The 21,594-nt window shown below is 72.0% G+C and carries 23 protein-coding genes and 1 pseudogene; 14 read left to right on the top strand and 10 right to left on the bottom strand.

Going from position 1 to position 21,594, the window contains the following annotated elements; translation table 11 throughout:
* Positions 1–2 precede the first annotated feature (2 nt).
* The 3 genes from ABZ342_RS34725 to ABZ342_RS34715 form a co-directional block, all read right to left on the bottom strand.
* Positions 3–350, bottom strand: coding sequence for an STAS domain-containing protein (locus tag ABZ342_RS34725; RefSeq protein WP_360482198.1), 348 nt, complete (start codon positions 348–350; stop codon positions 3–5).
* 121 nt (positions 351–471) lie between these two features.
* Positions 472–1,707, bottom strand: coding sequence for a cytochrome P450 (locus tag ABZ342_RS34720; protein ID WP_360482196.1), 1,236 nt, complete (start codon positions 1,705–1,707; stop codon positions 472–474).
* Positions 1,708–1,831: 124 nt separating this feature from the next.
* Entirely contained in the window at positions 1,832–2,941 is a 1,110-nt protein-coding gene (locus ABZ342_RS34715; protein WP_360482193.1) for an FAD-dependent monooxygenase, read from the bottom strand.
* Positions 2,942–3,009: 68 nt separating this feature from the next.
* Between ABZ342_RS34715 and ABZ342_RS34710 the strand changes: the two genes are divergently transcribed.
* Positions 3,010–3,690: a TetR/AcrR family transcriptional regulator C-terminal domain-containing protein gene (locus ABZ342_RS34710; RefSeq protein ID WP_360482190.1), complete on the top strand. Its 681-nt coding sequence runs from the start codon at positions 3,010–3,012 to the stop codon at positions 3,688–3,690.
* A gap of 3 nt (positions 3,691–3,693) precedes the next feature.
* On the opposite strand, the gene ABZ342_RS34705 is transcribed toward ABZ342_RS34710, so the two are convergent.
* The gene (locus ABZ342_RS34705) at positions 3,694–4,284 is read right to left on the bottom strand and encodes a TetR/AcrR family transcriptional regulator (RefSeq protein WP_360482187.1); all 591 of its coding nucleotides are present in this window, start codon (positions 4,282–4,284) and stop codon (positions 3,694–3,696) included.
* A 94-nt stretch (positions 4,285–4,378) separates the two neighbouring features.
* On the opposite strand from ABZ342_RS34705, the gene ABZ342_RS34700 reads away from it, so the two are divergent.
* Together ABZ342_RS34700 and ABZ342_RS34695 are read left to right on the top strand one after the other, a co-directional pair.
* Entirely contained in the window at positions 4,379–6,322 is a 1,944-nt protein-coding gene (locus ABZ342_RS34700) for a primary-amine oxidase (protein WP_360482350.1), read from the top strand.
* Positions 6,323–6,424: 102 nt separating this feature from the next.
* Positions 6,425–7,861 (top strand): APC family permease, encoded by a 1,437-nt coding sequence (locus ABZ342_RS34695; protein ID WP_360482184.1) that lies wholly within the window; start codon positions 6,425–6,427, stop codon positions 7,859–7,861.
* On the opposite strand, the gene ABZ342_RS34690 is transcribed toward ABZ342_RS34695, so the two are convergent.
* Positions 7,846–8,145, bottom strand: a complete 300-nt coding sequence (locus ABZ342_RS34690; protein WP_155541656.1) for an EthD family reductase — start codon at positions 8,143–8,145, stop codon at positions 7,846–7,848. The genes ABZ342_RS34695 and ABZ342_RS34690 overlap by 16 nt on opposite strands.
* A gap of 126 nt (positions 8,146–8,271) precedes the next feature.
* The gene (locus tag ABZ342_RS34685) at positions 8,272–8,643 is read right to left on the bottom strand and encodes a helix-turn-helix domain-containing protein (protein ID WP_360482181.1); all 372 of its coding nucleotides are present in this window, start codon (positions 8,641–8,643) and stop codon (positions 8,272–8,274) included.
* A gap of 75 nt (positions 8,644–8,718) precedes the next feature.
* Between ABZ342_RS34685 and ABZ342_RS34680 the strand changes: the two genes are divergently transcribed.
* Positions 8,719–9,582, top strand: coding sequence for an alpha/beta fold hydrolase (locus tag ABZ342_RS34680; protein WP_360482178.1), 864 nt, complete (start codon positions 8,719–8,721; stop codon positions 9,580–9,582).
* A gap of 43 nt (positions 9,583–9,625) precedes the next feature.
* Positions 9,626–9,979 carry a hypothetical protein gene (locus tag ABZ342_RS34675; protein WP_360482175.1) on the top strand — a complete coding sequence of 118 codons (354 nt, stop codon included), beginning with the start codon at positions 9,626–9,628 and terminating at the stop codon, positions 9,977–9,979.
* A 9-nt stretch (positions 9,980–9,988) separates the two neighbouring features.
* On the opposite strand, the gene ABZ342_RS34670 is transcribed toward ABZ342_RS34675, so the two are convergent.
* From ABZ342_RS34670 to ABZ342_RS34660, 3 genes are all read right to left on the bottom strand, one after another.
* Complete coding sequence (locus ABZ342_RS34670; protein ID WP_360482172.1) at positions 9,989–11,035, bottom strand: DUF2235 domain-containing protein; 1,047 nt, start codon at positions 11,033–11,035, stop codon at positions 9,989–9,991.
* Positions 11,036–11,162: 127 nt separating this feature from the next.
* The gene (locus ABZ342_RS34665) at positions 11,163–11,387 is read right to left on the bottom strand and encodes a hypothetical protein (RefSeq protein ID WP_360482169.1); all 225 of its coding nucleotides are present in this window, start codon (positions 11,385–11,387) and stop codon (positions 11,163–11,165) included.
* 100 nt (positions 11,388–11,487) lie between these two features.
* Positions 11,488–12,048: a hypothetical protein gene (locus ABZ342_RS34660; protein ID WP_230862372.1), complete on the bottom strand. Its 561-nt coding sequence runs from the start codon at positions 12,046–12,048 to the stop codon at positions 11,488–11,490.
* A 460-nt stretch (positions 12,049–12,508) separates the two neighbouring features.
* Here ABZ342_RS34660 and ABZ342_RS34655 point away from each other — a divergent pair, with 460 nt between their 5' ends.
* From ABZ342_RS34655 to ABZ342_RS34630, 6 genes and pseudogenes are all read left to right on the top strand, one after another.
* Positions 12,509–13,174, top strand: coding sequence for a DUF4097 family beta strand repeat-containing protein (locus ABZ342_RS34655; RefSeq protein WP_360482166.1), 666 nt, complete (start codon positions 12,509–12,511; stop codon positions 13,172–13,174).
* 87 nt (positions 13,175–13,261) lie between these two features.
* Positions 13,262–14,020: an IclR family transcriptional regulator gene (locus tag ABZ342_RS34650; protein ID WP_360482163.1), complete on the top strand. Its 759-nt coding sequence runs from the start codon at positions 13,262–13,264 to the stop codon at positions 14,018–14,020.
* 84 nt (positions 14,021–14,104) lie between these two features.
* The gene (locus tag ABZ342_RS34645) at positions 14,105–15,136 is read left to right on the top strand and encodes an aromatic ring-hydroxylating dioxygenase subunit alpha (RefSeq protein ID WP_360482160.1); all 1,032 of its coding nucleotides are present in this window, start codon (positions 14,105–14,107) and stop codon (positions 15,134–15,136) included.
* Positions 15,133–15,297, top strand: a complete 165-nt coding sequence (locus ABZ342_RS34640; RefSeq protein WP_155541647.1) for a hypothetical protein — start codon at positions 15,133–15,135, stop codon at positions 15,295–15,297. The genes ABZ342_RS34645 and ABZ342_RS34640 overlap by 4 nt, the downstream gene beginning before the upstream one ends.
* Positions 15,294–16,223 (top strand): annotated as a pseudogene (locus ABZ342_RS34635) (PDR/VanB family oxidoreductase). The gene ABZ342_RS34640 and the pseudogene ABZ342_RS34635 overlap by 4 nt, the downstream one beginning before the upstream one ends.
* A gap of 198 nt (positions 16,224–16,421) precedes the next feature.
* A complete protein-coding gene (locus ABZ342_RS34630) occupies positions 16,422–17,324 on the top strand; it encodes a hypothetical protein (protein ID WP_360482347.1) in 903 nt (300 codons plus the stop codon).
* A 4-nt stretch (positions 17,325–17,328) separates the two neighbouring features.
* Here ABZ342_RS34630 and ABZ342_RS34625 read toward each other — a convergent pair whose 3' ends face one another.
* Positions 17,329–18,267, bottom strand: a complete 939-nt coding sequence (locus ABZ342_RS34625) for a zinc-binding dehydrogenase (RefSeq protein ID WP_360482344.1) — start codon at positions 18,265–18,267, stop codon at positions 17,329–17,331.
* A 163-nt stretch (positions 18,268–18,430) separates the two neighbouring features.
* Between ABZ342_RS34625 and ABZ342_RS34620 the strand changes: the two genes are divergently transcribed.
* From ABZ342_RS34620 to ABZ342_RS34610, 3 genes are all read left to right on the top strand, one after another.
* Positions 18,431–19,552 (top strand): serine hydrolase domain-containing protein, encoded by a 1,122-nt coding sequence (locus ABZ342_RS34620; RefSeq protein WP_155541644.1) that lies wholly within the window; start codon positions 18,431–18,433, stop codon positions 19,550–19,552.
* A gap of 41 nt (positions 19,553–19,593) precedes the next feature.
* Positions 19,594–19,740, top strand: a complete 147-nt coding sequence (locus tag ABZ342_RS34615; RefSeq protein ID WP_360482156.1) for a hypothetical protein — start codon at positions 19,594–19,596, stop codon at positions 19,738–19,740.
* A gap of 125 nt (positions 19,741–19,865) precedes the next feature.
* Complete coding sequence (locus ABZ342_RS34610) at positions 19,866–21,530, top strand: alpha/beta hydrolase (RefSeq protein ID WP_360482153.1); 1,665 nt, start codon at positions 19,866–19,868, stop codon at positions 21,528–21,530.
* Positions 21,531–21,594: the final 64 nt, after the last annotated feature.

The raw sequence follows: 21,594 nt of genomic DNA, 5'->3' as shown, positions 1-21,594 counted from the left end.
CCTCAGCGGTCGGTGAGCAGCGGAACCGCGGCCAGCCACGAAAGCGCTTCCCCCGTGTCCCGGTGGATCGGCAGCACCCGGCCCAGCCCGAGCAGCTCGATCGGCCGCAGCAGCACCCGGTTCCGGCCGGCGAGCGCGAACGGCACCCCGCGCAGCACGGCGTCGGCGGTCGCGTCCACCAGGATCGTCAGCACCCGCGCCGCGCAGAAGGTCACCGCCGCGGTGTCGACCACCAAGGCCGGCGGTCGCCGCCGGAGCTCCCGGTCCAGCAGCGCCTCGAGGTCGTCCGTGACGGCGAGGTCGAGATCACCCGCCGCCGCGACGATCGTCGCCCCGGCGGTCCTGATCACCTCGAAGGAGCCTGGCACGGCGGGTGGGGCCTCCTGAACGGAAAACCGGCCCCGGGTGGGGACGCGGGGCGACGGCCCTGGAACGGAACCGGCGCTCCGCAACCGTACACGCCCCCGGTCGTCAGGCTTCCCCGCCGAGCACCGCCGGGATCGCCGTGTGGCCGTTGGACAGGAACGACGGGACGGTGGCCAGCTCCGCCGGGTCCACGGCCAGCCGGAGCCCGGGGAACCGGGCGAACAGCGCGGGCAGGGCGATCGCGGCCTCGAGGCGGGCGAGCGGGGCACCCATGCAGAAGTGCACGCCGTGCCCGAAGGCCAGGTGCTGCTTGTCTTCGCGGGACAGGTCGAACCGGCCGGCCGTCGCGCCGTGCTCGGCCGGGTCGCGGCCGGCCGCCGCGTACGCCGCGAGGATCGCTTCCCCCTTGGCGATGATCGTGCCGTCGTCCAGGGCGATGTCCTCGACCGCGTACCGGAGCGGCAGGTACGGGACGGGGGCCTGCCAGCGCAGCGTTTCCTCGATGACGTCGGCCCAGCTGTGGTCACCGCGCAGGACGGCGGCGAGCTGCTCGGGATGGGTCAGCAGCGCGGTGACCGCGTGGTCGAGCAGGTTGACCGTCGTCTCGTGCCCCGCCGTGAGCATGAGGATGAGGGTGTCGACCAGTTCGTCGGCGTCGAGCCGGGTCGCGTCCTCCGACCGCGCGGTGATCAGGGCGGTGGTCAGGTCGTCGGCGGGGTTCGCGGTCTTGTCGGCGACCAGGCCCCGCATGAGCTCGTACAGCTCGTGCGAGTTCGCCTGCGCCTGCTCGGCGGTGACGGTGGTGTCGAAGATGGTGTCCACGACCGAACGCATCGCGGCCCGGCGGTCGACCGGCACGCCGAAGAGCCGGCAGATCACCTCGACCGGCAGGGGGTAGGCGAACTCCTCGCGCAGGTCGACGGGCTCGCCGCTCGCACCCGAGTGCTCGAGCCGGTCGAGCAGCCCGGTCGTGATCTGCTCGATCTCCGGCCGCATGGCCTCGACCTGACGCGGGGTGAACGCCTTGGACACCAAGGCCCGCAGCCGCCGGTGGTCGGCGCCGTAGGTGGTGAACATGTTGCGCACCGACACCCAGATCAGCAGCGGCCAGTCCTCGCCGATCCGCCCTTCGCGCAACGCGGTCCAGTGCGCGCGGGGATCCTTCGACACCCGGGGGTCGGTGAGGAGCTTGCGCAGCGTGGCCGCGTCCGCGACCGCCCACGCCGGGACGCCGCCGGGCAGTTCCACGAGCCCCGCCGAGCCCTCGGAGCGCAGGAGCCGGCCTTCTTCGTGCACGTCCTGGCCGTTCACGTCGAGCCGCAAGACGTTGCCGCTGGTCATCTGGATTCCCTTCCGCACCCCGGACCGGCCCACCCCGAACCGTAGGCCGTCCTTCCGGTTTTACCAGCAGCACAGGGAATTCCGGCACCGTGGTTCGAGAAAGAGGGGTGACCCCTGCTGCCTTTCAGCCCGGCTGGAAGAACGCGAGCAGTCTCCGGGCGGCGTCCGGCGACGTCAGCATTTCCTTCATGTCCGCGGACTTCCGGGCGACGGCGGCGGTGCGTTCGAACATTTCGCTTTCGTATTCCTGGACGGCGGCGGGGAAGTCGTCCGGGTGCGCGGCCAGCGCGAGACCGAGCCGGGCGCCGTCGAGCAGGGCCATGTTGACGCCCTCGCCCACCGCCGGCATCAGGTGCGCGGCGTCGCCGAGCACCGTGACGTCTGCCCGCGACGGCCAGGTCAGACCGACCGGGAGGGTGAAGAACGACCGCGGCACGACCGTGTCGTCGCAGGCTTCGATCAGCGCGGTGATCCGCGGGTGCCAGCCGGGGAGCAGCTCGATCAGCCGCGCGCGGGCGGCGGCCGGGTCGTCGAACGGGATCCCGCTGGTGGCGAACCAGTCCTCGCCGGTGTGGTAGAAGCTGACGCCGATGCGGACGCGACCGTCGCCGTTGCGTTGTGCCGCCAGGGACTTCTCGTCGCCGAGCACCCAGTAGGTGCCGCGCCCGACCATCGCCGCGAGCTCGGGGTGCGTGCGGTCGATGTCGGGAATGCCGACCTCGACGGCGTTCTGGCCGATGTGCGCGGGGCGGGCGTCGGTGACCAGCGCGCGGACCCGGGACTGCGCGCCGTCCGCGCCGACCAGAAGGTCGTACTCCGCGCTACTGCCGTCCGCGAAGTGCAGCAGGCCGTCTCCGGCGGATTCGAACGCGCGCCCCCAGCGCACCACGCCTTCGGGGAGGGAGTCCAGCAGCAGGTCGCGCAGATCGGCGCGGTCGACCTCGGGCCGGAGGAGCGGGGCGTCGTCGGGCGTGTCCTCCTGCAGCAGCAGGGTGCCGTCCGGCTCGAGCAGGCGCAGGTCCTGGCCCTCCCCGCGGGCGATCGCGAGGAATTCCGCCATCAGGCCGGCCTCGCGCAGCGCCTGTTGCCCGGAGTGGATGTCGAGCATGCCGCCCTGGCCGCGCGCGTCGCGTGAGGACTCCCGCTCGTACACGACGGCTTCGAAGCCGTGGACGTGCAGCACCCGGGCGAGGGCCAGGCCGCCCGGCCCGGCTCCGACGATGGCGATCTTCATGGGAGCCCCTTCGATACACTGTATTGGCAAATACACTGTATCTAAAGATGCGATGTACTGTCACTCGCATGTTGGTGTGGGAACGGCCGGAGCCGCCGGAACGACCGGTGCCGGCCCCGCTGAGCAGGGAGCGGATCGTCCGGACGGCGATCCGGCTGGCGGACGCGGACGGCCTCGAAGCGGTGTCGCTGCGCAAGGTCGCCGCCGCGCTGGACGTCGGGCCGATGCGGCTGTACGGCTACATCGCCACCAAGGAGGAGCTGCTCGACCTGATGGTCGACGCGGTGTACGCCGAGATCCGCCCGTCCGGGGACGGCTGGCGGGAGGTGCTGACCTCCGTCGCCGAGCTGACCCGGCGCGCCGCGCACCGGCACGAGTGGCTGGCCGACCTGATCGGCGGGCGGCCCCAGCTCGGGCCGAACGCGCTGGCCAGGGGCGAGGCCGTGCTGGCCGCGCTCGACGGCGTCGACCTGGACCTGGTCATGCCGGTGGTCGGCGCGGTCGACGCGTACGTGATCGGCACCGTGCGCCGCGAGATCGCCGAGCGCCGCGCCGAACGCGCGTCCGGGATGGACCAGCGGCAGTGGCAGGCCGCCTCCGGCCCATACCTGGTGCGGATGTTCGAGACCGGCCGGTTCCCCGCGCTGGAGACCGTCATCCGCGACGCCGCCCACCTGGACGCCGACGAGACCTTCCGGATCGGCCTCGGCTTCCTCCTCGACGGGATCGGCGCCGGCATCCCGAGCTGACGTTCAGCGGCGGAGCCGCGCGAAGAACTCGTCGAGCTGACCGAGCTGCCGCTCCGGCGTCGCTTCCCGCGGCGAGAGGACGCCGAGGATCTGCAGGCCCATGAGCATCGAGAGCAGCTCGTCCACGACGGCGTCGACGCTCGGCAGCTCGCCGATCTCGCCGTCGGCCGTCGCCTCCGCCAGGAGGGCCCGCATCTCCACCCGCCAGCGGTTCATGAAGCCCGCGTGCATCTCGGCCTTTTCGGGGGAGTTCAGCGCCTGCTGCCAGAACGTGATCGCCAGCCGCGCTTCGGTGAGGCGCTCGTCGTCCAGCGGCATGATCTCCAGGCACAGGGTCCGGAGCCCGCTCAAGCCGTGGCGATCTCCCTCCGCCTTGTCGGCGCGGGTGTTCGTCGAGTCGAAGATGTGCTGGAAGGCGGCGGTGAGGACGGCGTCCTTGTTCGGGAAGTAGTAGAGCAGCGCCCCGTTCGCGAAGCCGGCCGCTTCGGCGATCCGCCGGGTGGTCACCGACTGGATGCCTTCCTCGGCGACGAGCCGCCACACCACCCCGATGATCTCCCGGCGGCGCGCGTCGTGATCGACAACCTTGGGCACGAACGTTCCCTTCCCGCCGGCGGCCTCTCCGTCCAGCCTAGGCCGTGACCCAGCCGTGACTTCCGCCCCTCTTTATTTTGTACAAGCGTTCAGTATAGTTGCCGCCACGCGCTCAAGGAGGACGCCGATGCCTCAGCATCCGCTCGCCCCGGTGACGGCCGAAGAGATCCGGACCGTCCGCGAAACCGCCGAAAAGGCCGGACTGGTCGCCGAAAGCACCCGGTTCGTCTACGTCGGACTCGAAGAACCCCCGAAAGCAGACGTGCTCGCCGGCACGGCGGGCCGCCGGTTCCGCGCGCTGCTGCTGGACCTGGCGACCCAGGAGTCGCGGGACGTCGTGGTCGACGTGCTCGCCGCCGAAGTCGTGACGGCCACGGAACTCGACACCGCGACCAGCGGCCAGCTTCCCGTGCTGGACGAGGAGTTCGAGCTGGTCGAACAGGTCCTCGCCACCGACGAACGCTGGCTCGCCGCCCTCGAAGCCCGCGGGCTCGCGGTCGAAAACGTCCGCGTGGCCCCGCTTTCGGCCGGCGTCTACGCCGACGAGTACCCGGACGAGTCCGGCCGGCGGATCCTGCGCGGCCTGGCTTTCCTGCAGGAGAAGGAAAGCGACTCGGCGTGGGCCCATCCGATCGACGGTCTCGTCGCCTACGTCGACACGATGAACCGGGTCGTCGACCAGGTCATCGACAGCGGGCCCGTCCCGGTGCCGCGCGAGTCCGGCAACTACGACGACCCCGCGGTGCACGGACCCCTGCGCACCTCGCAGAAACCGATCGAGATCACCCAGCCCGAAGGATCGAGCCTGCACCTCGACGGCAACCTCCTCACGTGGGAGAAGTGGTCGCTGCGCGTCGGGTTCGACGCTCGCGAAGGCCTTGTCCTGCACCAGATCGGCTTCGACGAGGGCGACGGCGTCCGCCCGATCGTCCATCGCGCCTCCATCGCCGAAATGGTGGTGCCCTACGCCGACCCGGCGCCGGTGCGGTCGTGGCAGAACTACTTCGACACCGGCGAGTACCTCGTCGGCCGGTACGCGAACGCGCTGGAGCTCGGCTGCGACTGCCTCGGCGAGATCACCTACCTGGACGCGGTGATCGCGGACGAACAGGGCGAACCGAAGACCCTCCCGAACGCCGTCTGTATCCACGAAGAGGACTTCGGGATCCTGTGGAAGCACACGGATCTGTGGTCCGGGTCCGCACAGACGCGGCGTCAGCGCCGGCTGGTCGTGTCGTTCTTCACCACCGTCGGCAACTACGACTACGGCTTCTACTGGTACTTCTCCCTCGACGGCACGATCGCCTTCGAGGCCAAGGCGACCGGCGTCGTCTTCACCTCGGCCCACGACGGCGGCGACTACCCGTACGCATCGGAGATCGCCCCCGGGCTCGGCGCGCCGCTGCACCAGCACCTGTTCAGCGCGCGGCTCGACATGACCGTCGACGGCGTGCGCAACCGCGTCGAGGAGATCGACGTCGAGCGCGTGCCGATCGGGCCGGACAACCCGCGTGGCAACGCTTTCACCACGCGCCGGACGGTGCTCGAGAAGGAGTCCGAAGCGCAGCGCGACGCCGATCCCGGCCGCAACCGGGCGTGGCACATCGTCAACCCCGGCCGCGAGAACCGCCTCGGGCGGCCGGTCGGCTACGCCCTCGTCCCCGAAGGCCTGCCGACACTGCTCGCCGATCCGCGGTCCTCCATCGCGCGGCGCGCCGGGTTCGCCACGAAACACCTGTGGGTGACGCGCTATGACCCGGCCGAACGGTATTCGGCGGGCGACTTCGTCAACCAGCACGCCGGCGGCGCCGGGCTCCCGGCCTACGCGGCCCAGGACCGTCCACTGGCCGACGAGGACATCGTCGTCTGGCACACGTTCGGCCTGACGCACGTGCCGCGCCCCGAGGACTGGCCGATCATGCCGGTCGACTACACGGGCTTCACGCTCAAGCCGGTGGGGTTCTTCGACCGCAACCCGACGCTCGACGTGCCACCGTCGGCGAGCGCGCACTGCCACCACCCGGGAGACCCGGCCTGAGCGCCGCGGACCTCGTCGTCACCGGGCGGCTCGTCCACGAACGCGAGCCGTCGAGCACCTGACGCACCACCTCCTCCCTCCCCGTCCCCCTCGGAGCCGACCATGGCCGAACCGAGCACCACTCCCGTCCCCGCCACCGACACCGGCCACACCCTGCGCGGATCCATCGGGATCGCCGGGATCGTCTTCCTCGTCGTGGCGGCCGCCGCCCCGCTGACCGCGATCGGCGGCGCGCTGCCGGTCATGCTCGCGATCAGCAACGGGCCCGGCGTCCCGCTCGCCTACGTCGTCGTCGCGGTCGTGCTGCTGCTCTTCAGCGTCGGCTACGCGACCATGAGCCACCACGTCGTCGACGCGGGCGCGTTCTACGCCTACGTCACCCGCGGGCTGGGTCCCGCGACCGGGCTCGGCGCGGCCGGGCTGGCGCTGCTGACCTACACCGCCATCCAGGCCGGGATCTACGGCCTGGCCGCGACGACGCTGCAGGGGCTCATCACCCACTACGGCGGCCCGTCGATCCCGTGGTGGGTCCTCGCCGGGGTGCTGCTGCTCGTCGTGGCCCCGCTCGGTTACCGCAGCATCGACCTCGGCGCGCGTGTCCTCGGCGTGATGCTGGTGCTCGAGATGAGCGTGCTGGCCGCGCTCGCCGTGACGATCCTCGTCAAGGGCGGGCCGGAGGGGTATTCGCCCGGCTCGTTCAGCCCGGCGGGCTTCTTCCACGGGGCGCCGGGGATCGCGATCATGTTCGCCGTCGCGTCGTTCATCGGGTTCGAGGCGACGGCGATCTACGGCGAGGAGGCCCGTTCGCCGCGGCGGACCATCCCGGCGGCGACCTACATCGCCGTCCTGCTGATCGGTGTGTTCTACGCGGTCTGCAGCTGGACGATGGTCATCGCCTACGGCCCGTCGAAGGTCGAGGCCGCGGCCGGCGGCGACACCGCGGGTCTCGTGTTCAGTTCGGCCGCCCGGTACCTCGGGACCGCGTACGCCGACATCATGAACATCCTGCTGCTGACGAGCTTGTTCGCCGCGCTGCTGGCGTTCCACAACGCGATCGCGCGCTACCTCTACGCCCTCGGCCGCCAGGGCGTCGGCCCGGAGGCGCTGGCCCGCACGCACCACCGGCACGGCTCCCCGCACATCGGCTCGCTCACGCAGTCTGCGTCCGCGGCCGTGATCCTGGCGGTGTTCGTGGTCGCGGGCTCGGATCCGGTGCTGAACCTGTTCACGTGGATGTCCGGGCTGGCGACGGTCAGCATCCTGGCGCTGATGGTGCTGACCGGCGCGGCGATCATCGTGTTCTTCGCGCGCAACCGGGTCGACGACCGGCTGTGGCACACGCGAGTCGCGCCCGCGCTGGGCTTGGCCGGGATCGTCGTGGTGACGGTGCTGGTGCTGGCGAACTTCACGACGCTGATCAGCGGCTCGGTGACCCTGGCGATCGTCCTGCTGGCGCTGGTGGTGCTGTTCTTCGTGGGCGGGCTCGTGGTGGCCAGGGTGACGCGTGGGTCACGCCGGGAGAATCAGCTGAGCGGGTAGTGGATCAGCTCCACGCCGCCGCTGGCGTAGTTGGGTACGTCCGCCGACACGGCTTTGCCCTCCTCGGAGCCCAAGGCCGACGCCATCGCCTCCGCCGACTCGAAGTCGGCGTGGAACACCGCGAAGTACTTGCTCTGGCCGGCGAGCGAGGCCACGTCGAAGGAGTACTGCGACTGCACCAGCCCCGGCAGCTTCGCCGCCAGCGGCAGGTGGGTGTTCACGTAGTAGTCGCGGAAGTGGGCCTCGTCGGCGGGCGGCGGGTAGAGGACGGTGAGCCGGTGCATGGCGTTCCTTTCGGCGGCGGTCTCCCCCAGCCTGGCACACCGCCGCCGGCGTCGTCAGCCGGTGAAGCCGATCTTGTCCGACGCCGTCTGCACGGCCGGGCACGGTGGTGACGACCTCGGCGCGGTTCAGTCCCGGGCGGCGGCGTTGGCCCGGTCGATCGCCGGCATGTGTTCCTCGGCCCAGGTGCGCAGGGCGGCCAGCGGCACCTCGAGCGAGCGCCCCAGGTCGGTGAGACGGTAGTGGACCTTCGGCGGCACCGTCGGCTCGACCCGGCGCGCCACCAGTCCGTCGCGCGTGAGGCTCTGCAGCGTCACCGACAACATCTTCTGCGACACCCCCGGCATCCGCCGTTGCAGGTCCGCGAACCGCACTTCGGCCGGGCCGGCGTCGGCCAGCACCTTGACCGCCATCGACGTCCACTTCGTGCCGATCCGGTCGAGCAGCTTGCGGGTCGGGCACGCGGGGTCGAAGAGATCGCCCTTGCTCGAAGGGGTCACCTGGAGCTCACCACCTGTCGGAGAAGTGCCGTCTTGGCCGGGCCATGTCAGTTACCTATCGTCAGCCACTAACCAATGGTAACCACTTCGGGAGACAGCGTGCGCGAACACCGGATCACCGCGAACGGCATCGACCTCAACGTCGCCATCGGCGGCGAGGGACCCGCTCTCCTGCTGCTGCACGGGTTCCCGCACACCTGGCGCGTCTGGAGCGCGGTGCTCCCGCACCTGACCCCGCACCACCGCGTCATCGCCCCCGACCTGCGCGGACTCGGCGGAACCACCCGCGCCGACGGCGGTTACGACGCCGGCACCCTCGCCGCCGACGCCGAAGCCCTCCTCGACGCCCTCGGCGAACCGGCGGCGACGGTCGCCGGCATCGACGCGGGAGCCCCGCCCGCGTTCCTGCTCGGCATGAGGCGGCCCGAGCGGGTCCACCGGCTCGTCCTCATGGAGTCCCTGCTCGGCCGCCTGCCCGGTGCCGAAGACTTCCTCGCCGGCGGGCCGCCGTGGTGGTTCGGGTTCCACGCCGTCCCCGACCTCGCCGAGACGGTCCTGACCGGCCACGAAGCCGAGTACATCGGCTGGTTCCTCGACGCCGGCACCCGCGGCGGCGTGCCCCGCGAACTGCGGGACCACTTCGTCGCCGCCTACACCGGCCGCGACGCGCTGCGGTGCGCGTTCGCCCACTACCGGGCCATGCCGGAGAGCGCGCGGCAGATCGCGGAAGCGGTCGCGACCGGCCGGCTCACCGTGCCGACGGTGGCGATCGGTGCCCACCCGGTGGGCGACACCCTCGCGCGGCAGCTGCGCCCGGTGACCGACGTCCTCGAGTCCCACGTCCTCGACGACTGCGGCCACATCATCCCGCTGGACCGCCCCGACGCCCTCGTTCCGCTGCTGAAGTCCGGCGATTTCGCCCGTACCGGCCACCGGTGAGCGCTATGATCGAACGGTAACGCCCCCCGAGAAGCGGACCCCGATGACGGACAGCCGGTCGTACCCGGCCATGCACCCGCCCCGCCGGATCGGGTTCGCGGTCACCTGCTGGTTCCTGGCGCTGCTCGGCGGGGCCGGCGCGGTCCTGTTCGGCTCCGCCGCGGCGATGAGCACCGACTCGTGCCGGCCGGACGAAATCGTGTTCCCCTGCACCGAAACCGGGCAGCAGGTCGTCTTCTGGCTGCCCCCGGTCGGCTGGATCGTCTCGATCCTGCTGGCCTGGCTGACCAGCGCACTCCTGATCCGGCGCGGCGGGCCTCGCTGGCCGGGCGTCTTCGTCGGCGTGGTGGTCTACGCGGTCGCGATGGTGGCCGGCTGGTTCGTCGCCGTGCGCTGAGCTTTCCGCTCAGACCGTGGTGATCTTGGGGCTGCCTTCGAGGTAGGTCGCGAGGTTCGCGGGCGAGTACGCCATCGCCTGGTGCCGGTCGCGGGCGCTCGACGCCAGGGACTCCGACGGCTCGTCCGCCTTGCCGATCGGGCGGTCGGCCGAGCCGAACAGCCGGAAGAACGCGTTGAGGGAGTCGTGCAGCTCGCCTTCCGCGTTCGCGTCGGCCAGGTCGCCGAACGCGCCCGGGTCGAAGCCGAGGCCGCACCGCTCGGCGCGGTTCGCCAGCCACCGCAGGGCGATGTCGGACAGGTCGTGCTCCTGGTACCCGCCGCCGACGTCGGAATGCGCGCCGGTGAACCAGACCTGCTCCCGTTCCTGGTTCTGCTCCGCGCGCTTGAACGAGGGCTGCCAGACGGCCGGGACGTAGGACTTCCGGTGCTCGTCCACCGCCAGCGCCTGGAAGGCCGACCGGACGGTCGAGCTCAGCGTCATGTCGTGGAACTGCCAGCGCCGGTTGATCAGGTGCAGCAAGCGGCCGCCGCTCAGCGGGATGCCCAGCGCGCCGACCGTGTCCCACACCCCGATGAACCGGATGGGCGTCACTTTCTCGCAGGCGTGCTCGTCGCGGAACCGCACGGCCACGGGACTGTCCGGCCCGGTCGCCACGTCGCGGTCCCGGTAGAGCCGGTACGCCTCGCCGATCCGGTCGGCGTGGTCGGGACGCAGGACTCCGCAGTTGCGGATGAGCCCGACCGTGCTGCGCGCGGTGTAGGCACCGCGGCTGAACCCGAAGAAGTACAGGTCGTCACCGGGCGCGTAGTTCTCGACGACGAACCGGTAGGCGTCCCGCACGTTGGCCGACAGGCCCCACCCGAACGCCCCGCCGGCCAGGTGACCCAGCCACGGCAGCCCGGCGCCGACGCCCTTGAGGTAGCAGGTCAGCTGGCGCACGCCGTCCGGCGCTTCGCCGGGCACCGCGTCCCACACCTTCGCGACGTTCGTCCGAGCCGGCTGCTTGAGGGAGTTCCACGTCCCGTCGCAGCAGATCACCAGTCGTTTCTTCATCCTGCCTCCCCGGCCCGCCGGACACGCGTGAGTCGCGTCCGGACGGTCACCCGTTACGCCCGGGGCGGAGGTTTCGGACTCGGCCCGTTCCCGGTGATCATCCGGCGGACCCGGTCGCCGGAGACGGTCAGCCGGATCGACGGCGCGAGAGCCTCCGCCGGATCCGTGACGGCGCGCAGAAATCGTGCGCTTCACCATGCTCGCGAGGAGGCGGGCGGTGTTCGCGCCGCTGCTCCCGCTCCAGCCGCCGCTGCTCGGTCGCTACGAACGCGCCGATCTTGCCCAGCCAGTACCGCGCCGACTTGGTCCGCTCGACGCCCGCCGGGCCGTCCCCGGTGGTCGGCCACATCACCCGGCCGCCGGATCCGTGACGGCGCAACCGCCGGTCGCCGGCCTCGCGACGGGTCGGCCCACCCGGGGGTGAGCCGACCCGTCATCGCGGGAGCGACGCGTCAGCCGCGCAGCAGGGCGAGGATCTGGTTCAGCAGGTTCACCAGCGCCTGCAGGTTGTTCAGCGGGCCCGGGTCGAGCAGGCCGGCGATCGCGCACAGCAGGTTGCCGAGCAGGTTGCCCGGGCCGGCGTCGGCCGTGATGTTCAGGTGGACGCGGTCGAGGTGGACGACCAGGCCGAGCAGGTCGAGGTCGAGCGGCCCGAGCACCAGGTCGAGGATCTGGCAGGACGCCGCCGCGACGCCGGCCGGCACCGTCACCGCGCGGGACTCCGTGCCGACCTGCCGGCCGGCCGAGTCCGTCAGCGTCACGTCGGCGACTCCGTCGGCCAGCAGGTTGCTGCCGTCCGCGACGAAGCCGGTCGGGGTGAACGTGCCGGCCGCCGTGCCGGTGCCGCCCGACGCGTCGGTGAACGTGCCCGTGATCGGGGTGGACAGCGCCGGGATCGCCGGGGCGGCCGGGGCCGGGGCGGCGGACGCCGGGCCCGCGCCGGTGAACAGGGCGACCATCGCGGTCACGAGGATCGCGATGACGGCCGCGATGCCGGTCTTCCGAACTCTCATCGTGGACTCCTTCAGCGGAGGAATGGGACGCTCCAGGGATCCACCGAAACGGCGGCGAGAAACACGATGGGCGGAAAATTCCACGGTGAGCAATCTCAACTGATCGACATCGCGGATCGCCGTAACCAATCCGGAATGGACTCGTTTGCGCCACCGCGCGCGATCACGGACTTTCCTTACTGTAGCACGTTTATCGAGCTTGACCAGGTGCGGACCGTCGACAAAGAACTGTCCACTCAGAACTATTGTGACAGACCGGAAGAAATGTTCCCAAGCGCGGGTTAAACCGAATGCACGACTCGCATCACCCCCGAATGCCGCACCGTGATCACCCGTGGTTCCCGCGTCACCGGCCGCCGTGTCAGACGCCGTGTCAGCGCGGTGGCCGCCGGGTGTCAGCACGCCCGGCGACAGTGGTTCTCGTCCCCAGCGCCGGGGGCCACGAACCCAGGAGAACACGATGCGCACCTTCGCCACCGCCGCCCCGATCACCGCCGCTTTCGACCTGGCCGCCGGCCGCATCCGGCTCGCCGCCGCCGACCGCGCCGACACCACCGTCGAGGTCCGCCCCGCCGACCCCGGCAAGAACCGCGACGTCAAGGCCGCCGCGCAGACCACCGTCACCTACGAAGACGGCGTGCTGCGCGTCCACACCCCGCAGGGCCGCAACCAGTACTTCGGCCCTTCGGGATCCGTCGAGGTCACCGTCGCGCTGCCCGCGGACTCCCGCGTCGAAGCGACCACCGCCGGCACCGAACTCGACGGCACCGGCCGCCTGGGCGAGGTCACCTTCACCGGCGCGTACCGCCACATCAAGCTCGACGAAGCCGCGAGCGTCCACCTCACCGCCACCGACGGCGATGTCGAGATCGGCCGCCTGGCCGGACCGGCCGAGATCACCACCGCCCGCGGCGACATCCGCATCGGCGAGGCGACCAGCGGCCTGGTCACGCTGACGACCCAGGCCGGTTCCATCGACGTCGGCGCCGCTCCCGGCGTCTCGGCTTCGCTGGACGCCGGCACCTCCTACGGCCGCATCGACAACACCCTCAAGAACACCGGCACCGCCGAGCTCGCCATCCGCGCCACCACGAGCCAGGGCGACATCGTCGCCCGCGGCCTCTGAACCGCCGACGCCGAGGGGGGACCACGCCGGAAGGTCCCCCTTCGGCGCACCCGAGGGTGGCGCGCGCGTCCACTAAGCTCGGTGGCCGTGCCGCGTCGAGGTCGTGCTCCGGGGCCCACCGGGCCGGTTCTCGGGCGGGCGCTGGGGGTCCTCGCGGCCTTCACCCCGGACCACCCCGCCCTGCGGCTCGGCGAGATCGCCCGCCGGGCCGGGATGCCCGCCGCCACCGCGCACCGCGTCCTGCGGGAGTTCTGCGAGTGGGGTGCGCTCGAGCGAGACGACTCCGGCGTCTACCGCGTCGGGCTGCGGCTGTTCGAACTCGGGTCGCTCGCGCCACGGGGGCTGGGGCTGCGTGAGCGCGCCCTGCCGTTCCTCGAAGACCTCTCCCAGATCACCCGCGAGAACGTGCAGCTCGCGGTCCGCGAAGGCACCGAAGTCGTCTACATCGAGCGGATCGCCGGGACCGGCGCCGTGCCCGTGCTGACGCGCGTCGGCGGGCGGTTCGCGCTCACCGCGACCGGCGTCGGGCTCGTCCTGCTCGCCCACGCGCCCGCCGAGGTCCAGGAGGACGTCCTCCGCAACCCGATCGAGCGGTACACCCCCGAGACCGTCACCGACCCGGACCGCCTGCGGCACATGCTGGCCGACGTGCGCACCCACGGCTTCTCCACCAGCGAACGCCAGGTGACCCTCGACAGCCTCTCGGTCGGCGCGCCCGTCCACGACGCGCGCGGCCAGGTCGTCGCCGCCGTCTCGCTCGTCGTCCGGTACGGCAGCGCGTCGCCGCACGCGCTGGCCCCGCTGGTGATGACCAGCGCCCGCGCGATCTCCCGCGCGCTCGGCTGAGCTTTCCATCTTATGAAAATGCCCTTCGCGGGCGTCTCGCCGTGAGCGCAGGCTGTGAGCCCCGCCACGAGAGGACGAAACCCCATGAGCGCCATTCCCCGCGATCAGTGGTACGTCGCCGCGTACGGCTCCGAAATCGGCCAGGACCTGTTCAGCCGCACCATCTGCGCCGAGCCGATCCTGTTCTGGCGGACCCGCGACGGCGGTGTCACCGCGATGGCCGACCGCTGCGTGCACCGCCGGTTCCCGCTGTCGCAGGCCCCGTCGCGGCTCGTCGACGACCAGGTCGTCTGCGGCTACCACGGCTTCACCTACGGCGTCGACGGCAAGTGCGTGTCCGTGCCCGGCCAGACCCGGGTGCCGCGGACCGCGCGGCTGCGGAGCTACCCCGTGGTGGAACAGGACTCCTTCGTCTGGGTGTTCATCGGCGACCCGGAAAAAGCGGATGCCGCGAAGATCCCGCGGGCCCCGTACCTCGCCTCCCCCGGGTACACGACGGTCGCCGGGATGGAGCCGCTGAAGGCGCGCTATTCGCTGCTGGTCGACAACCTGCTCGACCTCTCGCACGAGACCTACCTGCACGGCGGCTACATCGGCACGCCGGAGGTCGCCGATACGCCGATCACGACGGAGGTCGACGACGAGGCCGGCGTCGTCTACGTGTCCCGGCACATGGCCGACGCGGCGTGCCCGCCGTTCTACGCCAAGTCCACCGGCCTGCAGGGCCGGATCACCCGCTGGCAGGACATCGAGTACACGCCGCCGTGCCTCTACAAGCTGCACAGCCGCATCGCGCCGGTCGGCTCCGTGCCGCACCCGGACGGCAGCGACCCGGACGCCTTCCACGTCGAAGTCGTCTACGCGATCACGCCCGAGACCGAGCACTCGACGCACGACTTCTGGGCGGTGGCCCGGGACTTCGCCCTCGACGACGACGGCGTGTCGGCCTTCCTCGCGGAGAACAACCGCACGGTCGTCCTGCAGGACGTCGAAGCGCTCGACGTCCTCGAGCGGGTGCTCGCCGCCGAACCGGACGGCTACCAGGAGCTGTCGATCAACATCGACACCGGCGGCCTCGCGGCGCGCCGGCTGTTGCAGCGCCTGGTGACGTCGTGACGGGGCCGATGCTCACCGGTGACCGCGTCTACCGGATCCACTGGGTGCTGGGCACCGACCGGCTGCGCGCGGTCTGCCACTGCTCGGCCGAGCGCGAGTTCGACGACCCCGTGGCGCTGTGGGACTGGCTCCTCGCCCATCCCGAAGGGCACGACGCATGACCCTCGACTTGGTGGTGGCGGACAAGGAAAAGCTCGCCGACGGCGTCGTCCGGCTGACGCTCCGGGCGCCGGACGGGCAGCCGCTCCCGGCCTAGAAACCGGGGGCGCACATCGACCTGCTGCTGCCCGGCGGCACCCGGCAGTACTCGCTGTGCGGACGGCCCGGCGACCCGGCGGCGTACCAGGTCGCGGTCCTCCGTGAGCCCGACGGCCGGGGCGGGTCGGCGTACGTCCACGACGAACTCGGTGCCGGACAACGCATCCAGGCGGACGGACCGCGGAACCACTTCGCGCTCGTCGACGCCAAGCGCTACCTGTTCGTCGCCGGCGGCATCGGCATCACGCCGATCCTGCCGATGATCGACCGGGTCGCCGAAACGGGCCGCGAGTGGCAGCTCGTCTACGGCGGCCGGACGCGCTCGTCGATGGCCTTCACCGCCGAACTCGCGCGCCACGAAGACCGCGTGACGATCCGGCCGCAGGACGAGCACGGCCTGCTCGACCTGCCCGCGCTGCTGGCCGAGCCGCGGCCGGACACCGCGGTCTACTGCTGTGGCCCGGAACCGCTGCTGGCGGCGGTGGAACAGCACTGCGCCGGCTGGCCCGAGGGCGCCCTGCGCGTCGAGCGGTTCGCCCCGGTGGCGGACGACGGCCCGCGGACGGCGTTCGAGGTCGAGCTGGCCGGGTCGGGCCGCGTCCTCGCGGTCCCGGCGGACCGGTCGATCCTGGAGGTGATCGAGGAGTCGGGGCTCACCGTCCTGTCGTCGTGCCAGGAAGGCACGTGCGGCACGTGCGAAACCGGCGTCCTCGGCGGCACCCCGGACCACCGCGACTCGGTGCTGACGGCGGAAGAACGGCGGACGGCCGAGGTGATGATGATCTGCGTTTCGCGCTCGTGCTCGCCCCGGCTGGTGCTCGACCTCTGAGTCGAGGCGCCCCCGGACCGGCCGGCCGCGTGCCACAATCTGCGTCTTGTGGGTTTCGTCTGGTTCCTGGTCCCCGGTCTGGCGCTCGGTGCGGTCGCCGTCGTGCTCGCGGCCATCGCGTTCTTCAGCTCGCGAGCCGCCGTCGTGCGGTACCGGCTGTTCCTGATCGGGAGCGTGCTGAGCGCGGGCGGCGCGCTCCTGCTCGTGACCGGCTGGCTGCTGGGCGACCCCGCCACGCCGCGGGGTGACGCGCTCAAGACCGGCGGCTTGGCCGGGGGTGCGATCCTCGCCGTCTACGCCCTCTGGATCAACGACCGCCGGCGGCGCACCGAGGAAGCGCGTCACGAAGTCGAGCGGACCCGCGCTCAGCAGGATCGCGAGCGCACGGAGAACGAGCAGTTCGCCAAGGCCGTCGAGCTGCTCGGGCACGCCGCGGACCAGGTCCGGGTCGGTGCGCTGCACGCGCTGGCCGGCTTGGCGCGCACCCGCCCGGCCTACACCCAGACCGTGCTCGACGTGCTGTGCGCGTACCTGCGCCGCCCGTTCGGCCACCCCGGGTACGACGCGCGGCCGGACAACCCGGACGAGTTCGAGCCGGAACCCGACGAGGACTGGCCGGCCGAGCGGATCGCCGAAGCCGACCGCGAACAGCAGGTCCGCCTCACCGCCCAGCGGCTGATCGCCGCGCTGCTGCCCGGCCGGGCCGACGAGGGGGCGGTCCGCTACGACCTCGACCTGACGGCAGCGAACCTCGAATACCTCGACCTCACCGGCCGCAGCCTCGGGCGGCTCATCGCCCGCCGGGCCCGGCTGCACGGCGTCAACCGGCTCGGCGAGTTGCGGGTCGAGGGCCCGGCACTGTTCTCCGGCGCGACCTTCCACGGCCGGACCGAGCTGGCCGGCGCCCGGTTCGACGGCGGGATTTCGGTGCTGAAAGCGGAGATCAAGGGCGCCTGGCGGGTGACCGGGGCCCAGGCACGGGTGTTCGCCGACCTGCGCACCGCCGCTCCCGACGAGCAGTTCGGCGCCTTGACCCTCCTCGGAGACGCCCAGCTCAAGGTCGACGACGACAGCGGCTGGGCGACCCGGTCCGGCGCGTGACCCCTCAGGGGATCACGACCAGCTTCCCGCTGGCCTGGTCGTCCTCCATGTACCGGTGCGCGGCCACGATCTCGGCCAGCCCGAAGACCCGGTCGACGTGGGGCTGGTGGACCCCCGCCTCGACCTCGCCGACGATCCGCTGCAGCACGTCCGCGCGGCCCTTCATGTCCTTGCTGTGGAAGGCCGTCAGCTTCGTGCCGGAGGGGATCATCGCCACCGGCTGGAAGTCCGCGATCGACCACCCGCTCAGCGACCCGGCCACGCAGACCGTGCCGCCGCGGCGGACCAGGTTCAGCGAGTCGACCGCCGTGCGCGCGCCGACGAGGTCGAGCACGTGGTCGGGTACCCACGGCAGGTCCAGCGGGCCGTCGTCGACGAGGACGTGGGCGACGCCCGCCGCGGTCAGCGCGCCGGCCTTGTCCGGACGCCGGGTCGTCGACGCGACCTCGACGCCGTGGCCGGCCGCGATCGACGCCGCCGCCAGCCCGACCGACGACGTCCCGCCGCGGATCAGCAAGCGTGTTCCCGGCGCGATGTCCAGCGTGTCGAGCGCGCCCTGGGCCGTCAGGTAGGTCTCGGGCAGCGCCGCCAGGACCTCCCAGGACAGCGTGGTGGTGAAGGGCATCAGCAGGTCGTCCGGCAGCAGCGCGTATTCCGCGTAGCCGCCGTCGAACTCGCGTCCCATCTCGCCCATCACCGCCGCGACGGTCGTGCCTTCCGGCAGCGCGGCCGACTCGGCCACGACCCCCACGCACTCGATGCCGAGCACCCGCGGGAACCGCACGTCCGGCGAATGCCCCTGCCGGGTCCGCAGCTCCGACCGGTTCAGGCCGGCCCCCTTCACCCGGACCAGCGTCCAGCCGTCCCGGACCGCCGGTACCGGCAGGTCACGGACCTCCAGGACCTCCGGGCCACCCGCTCCGACACAGACCGCCGCACGCATCGTCGAACTCACGGCGACACCGTGGCACGGGAAGATCCCGCCGGCAACGCATTTGCCCGCGGTAGCGCCAGCGCTACCGGGGATCCGGTAGCCCGCGCTACTGATCTTCGCGCCGGATTCGAGCAGCATTTCCGTATCGAACCGGATCAAGCGAGGAGAACCGATGCGCAAGGGTGCAGTGATCTTGACGGTGGCGGGGCTGCTGGGCGGCCTGACCACGGCGGCGGCCGCGAACCCGAGGTCGCCCGTGCAGGACGGTCTCGACGCGCTGGTGAGCCAGGAGAAGTTCCCGGCCGCCCTCGCCTGGGTGGGCAAGAACGGTACGTCGGCGTCGCTGGTCGCCGGGTCCGCCCGCCTCGACCGCCGCGTCCCGGTCCCGCGCGACGGCCGGGTCCGCGCGGGCAGCAACACGAAGACGTTCACCGCGGTCGTCGTGCTCCAGCTCGTGGCCGAGGGCAAGGTCGAGCTGGACGCGCCGATCGAGAAGTACCTGCCCGGGCTGGTGCGCGGCGAGGGCATCGACGGGAACGCGATCACCGTGCGGCAGCTGCTGCAGCACACGAGCGGGCTGCCGAACTACACCGAGTACATCGGTGTGGAGAACTTCGAAGACGTCCAGCACAAGTTCTTCCAGCCGCACGACCTGCTCGCCGCGGCGCTGGCCCACCCGGCGAAGTTCGCGCCGGGCGCGAAGTGGGAGTACAGCAACACCAACTACCTGCTGGCCGGCCTGCTCATCGAGCACGTGACCGGGCGCCCGGTGCAGGAGCAGATCACGAAGAGGGTGATCGCGAAGGCGGGCCTGCGCGACACGTACTGGCCGCAGCCCGGCGACGAGACCATCCAGGGGCCGCACCCGCACGGCTACGCGCTCGCGAACAGCACGTCCGCGAAGGTCGTCGACGCGACCGAAATGGACCCGTCGTGGGGCGGCGCGGCCGGTCAGCTGATCTCGACGCCGAGCGACCTCGCCCGGCTTTCGCGCGCGCTGCTCGGTGGCGAGCTGCTGCCGCCCGCGCAGCTGGCCGAGATGCGCAAGACGGTGTCCGCGCCGCTGTTCCCGGGGTGGGAGTACGGCCTCGGCCTGTTCCGTGTCCCGCTGAGCTGCGGCGGCGTCTACTGGGGACACGGCGGCGACATCGACGGCTACGAAACCCGTGGTGGCGCCACGGAAGACGGCCGTTCGGTCGGGCTGGCGGTGACCGCGCTGCCGGGCACCTTCGGCGACGGCGAGAAGGCGGCGGTCGCGGTGTTGTCCACTGTGGACACGGCGTTCTGCCGGTGACCGGGGGCTTGGGAAGCCCGGCTCCCGGGTAACCGGCCGCCATGACCGAAGCCGAGAAGGAACCCATCAGCCCCGACGTGCCCCGCCCGCCCGGCGTCCCGGACGTCGACCTCGACATCGAGATCCCCGAGACCGAGCGCAAGAAGCCCGAGCACGAGGACGTCGAAGAGGCCGAACCGCCCAGCTGACGCCCCCGCCGGTCACCGGATCGAGGGAATCCGCGGCGCGAACGGTGGTCTCCGGGCTGCCCGCGCCCGTCCCCCCGTGCTTGGGTGGTCCCGGGGTGGCCCGGGGACCAAGGGAGGAAGCTGCGGTGCGGACGTCGCGAGCGGGGTTGGCGGTGGCCGTCGCGGTCCTGGTGGCGGCCACGGCGCCGGCCGCCGCGACCACGCCCGATCCGCTCGCGCCCTACCTGACCCAGAAGGTCGCCTGGGGTGCCTGCCCCTTCAAGGCGGACCGGGACCGGTGCGCGCGGATCACCGTCCCGCGGGACTGGTCCGCGCCGGCCGCCGGGAAGGACCTCCAGGTCTCGATCAGCCGAGTCGCCGCGACCGGGGAGCGGCGGGGCGCGATCCTGGTGAACCCCGGCGGGCCCGGCGGCCAGGGCACCTCGCTCGCCGGCGTGCTGGCCGGCCTGGAACCGGCGGTCAGCGAGCACTACGACTTCGTCGGGATGGACCCGCGCGGCACCGGCCAGGAGGGCGGCGACGACAAGGGACTCGTCTGCCGGGTGCCGACCGGGCGGATCCCCGCCGGGGACGACCTCGACGCGCGGAACCGGTCGGCCGCCAGCATCGCGCTGCACCAGCGGACGCCGCGGGCGCTGGCCGAGGCCTGCCAGAGCGACGCGCTCGCGCCCTTCGTCACCACCTGGCAGACCGCGCACGACATGGACCTGATCCGCGCGCTGCTGGGCGACGAGAAGCTGAACTACCTCGGCTACTCCTACGGCACCTGGCTCGGCGCGAAGTACGCGTCGCTCTTCCCCGGGCACGCCGGGCGGGTCGTCCTCGACTCCAGCGTCGACTTCGAAGGGCGGCTCCAGGCCGCTTTCGAGGCGTTCCCGAAGATCGACCAGCGGCAGTTCGACCGCGTCTACGCGCCTTGGCTGGCCCGCCGGTACCCGGACCAGCTGGGCAAGACGGCCTCGGCGGTCAAGAAGAACTGGGAGCGGGTACGGGCCTACTTCCGCGACGAGGGCGTGTCGCCGGACGCCTTCGACCACGTCTTCGTCGGCAACGGCAGCACGAAGCAGTGGCTGGTCGGCGCGCTGATCCTCACCAAGGGACTGGCGGCTCTCGACGGCACGGCCCCGCCCGCGCCCGCCGACCTCGACCGCGTGGCGCGCACGACGTTCGGGCGCCCGGCCGCGCAGCTGACGGCCAGGGACGTGGCCCCGCCCGAGCCCGACTACGCGGACGTGGGCGGGACCCGCCTGGCGGTGGCGTGCGGCGACCAGCCGACCCGCGCGGCGACCTGGTACAAGGTGCTCAGCGACGTGCAGGGCCCGCAGTACCCGCTGTTCGGCTGGGCGTACGGGCTCAGCGAGGCGTGCGGCTACTGGTCCGACCTCCCCCGGCAGCCGTTGCCCCGGCTGTCACCGGAAGCGGCGAAGAACGTCCTGGTCGTCCAGGGCGAGTTCGACCCGCAGACCGGCTACGAACAGGCCGAGTCGGCGGCGCGGGCGGCCGGTGTCCCGATGGTCTCGGTGGCGGATTCGCCGTTCCACGGCCAGTACGCGGTGAGCGGCAATTCCTGTGTGGACGATCTGGTGAGCGGCTACTTCCTCGGCGCCGCCCGGCCCGCCGCCACGATCTGCCCCGGGGTCCCGCTGCCTGGGGAGAAGCAGGTGTTCCCGGTCGCCGGCCCGGCGGGCGAGGCGACCGGGGAGCCGGTACCGGAGCCGGAGCCGCGGGACGCGCTTTCGTCCACGCGGCAACGGCTCCAGGATCGGATCAGCGAAGTCAACCGCGGCTAGCCTCCCGGGTCTGCCGCGGCCGGTCGTGAGTGAGAAACCGTGTTCTGACCCGGTTTCTCACTCA

Origin of the sequence: Amycolatopsis sp. NPDC005961, assembly GCF_040629235.1 — a bacterium.
GTDB lineage: Bacteria > Actinomycetota > Actinomycetes > Mycobacteriales > Pseudonocardiaceae > Amycolatopsis > Amycolatopsis camponoti.
This window is presented reverse-complemented; position numbering and strand designations above follow the sequence as displayed.

What these genes read in the sequence shown, in the direction of transcription:
- ABZ342_RS34720 (WP_360482196.1), bottom strand. Translation starts at nt 1,707, where the DNA reads ATGACCAGCGGCAACGTCTTGCGGCTCGACGTGAACGGCCAGGACGTG.
- ABZ342_RS34715 (WP_360482193.1), bottom strand. Translation starts at nt 2,941, where the DNA reads ATGAAGATCGCCATCGTCGGAGCCGGGCCGGGCGGCCTGGCCCTCGCC.
- ABZ342_RS34710 (WP_360482190.1), top strand. Translation starts at nt 3,010, where the DNA reads ATGTTGGTGTGGGAACGGCCGGAGCCGCCGGAACGACCGGTGCCGGCC.
- ABZ342_RS34695 (WP_360482184.1), top strand. Translation starts at nt 6,425, where the DNA reads ATGGCCGAACCGAGCACCACTCCCGTCCCCGCCACCGACACCGGCCAC.
- ABZ342_RS34690 (WP_155541656.1), bottom strand. Translation starts at nt 8,145, where the DNA reads ATGCACCGGCTCACCGTCCTCTACCCGCCGCCCGCCGACGAGGCCCAC.
- ABZ342_RS34680 (WP_360482178.1), top strand. Translation starts at nt 8,719, where the DNA reads ATGGTAACCACTTCGGGAGACAGCGTGCGCGAACACCGGATCACCGCG.
- ABZ342_RS34675 (WP_360482175.1), top strand. Translation starts at nt 9,626, where the DNA reads ATGACGGACAGCCGGTCGTACCCGGCCATGCACCCGCCCCGCCGGATC.
- ABZ342_RS34670 (WP_360482172.1), bottom strand. Translation starts at nt 11,035, where the DNA reads ATGAAGAAACGACTGGTGATCTGCTGCGACGGGACGTGGAACTCCCTC.
- ABZ342_RS34660 (WP_230862372.1), bottom strand. Translation starts at nt 12,048, where the DNA reads ATGAGAGTTCGGAAGACCGGCATCGCGGCCGTCATCGCGATCCTCGTG.
- ABZ342_RS34655 (WP_360482166.1), top strand. Translation starts at nt 12,509, where the DNA reads ATGCGCACCTTCGCCACCGCCGCCCCGATCACCGCCGCTTTCGACCTG.
- ABZ342_RS34645 (WP_360482160.1), top strand. Translation starts at nt 14,105, where the DNA reads ATGAGCGCCATTCCCCGCGATCAGTGGTACGTCGCCGCGTACGGCTCC.
- ABZ342_RS34625 (WP_360482344.1), bottom strand. Translation starts at nt 18,267, where the DNA reads ATGCGTGCGGCGGTCTGTGTCGGAGCGGGTGGCCCGGAGGTCCTGGAG.
- ABZ342_RS34620 (WP_155541644.1), top strand. Translation starts at nt 18,431, where the DNA reads ATGCGCAAGGGTGCAGTGATCTTGACGGTGGCGGGGCTGCTGGGCGGC.
- ABZ342_RS34615 (WP_360482156.1), top strand. Translation starts at nt 19,594, where the DNA reads ATGACCGAAGCCGAGAAGGAACCCATCAGCCCCGACGTGCCCCGCCCG.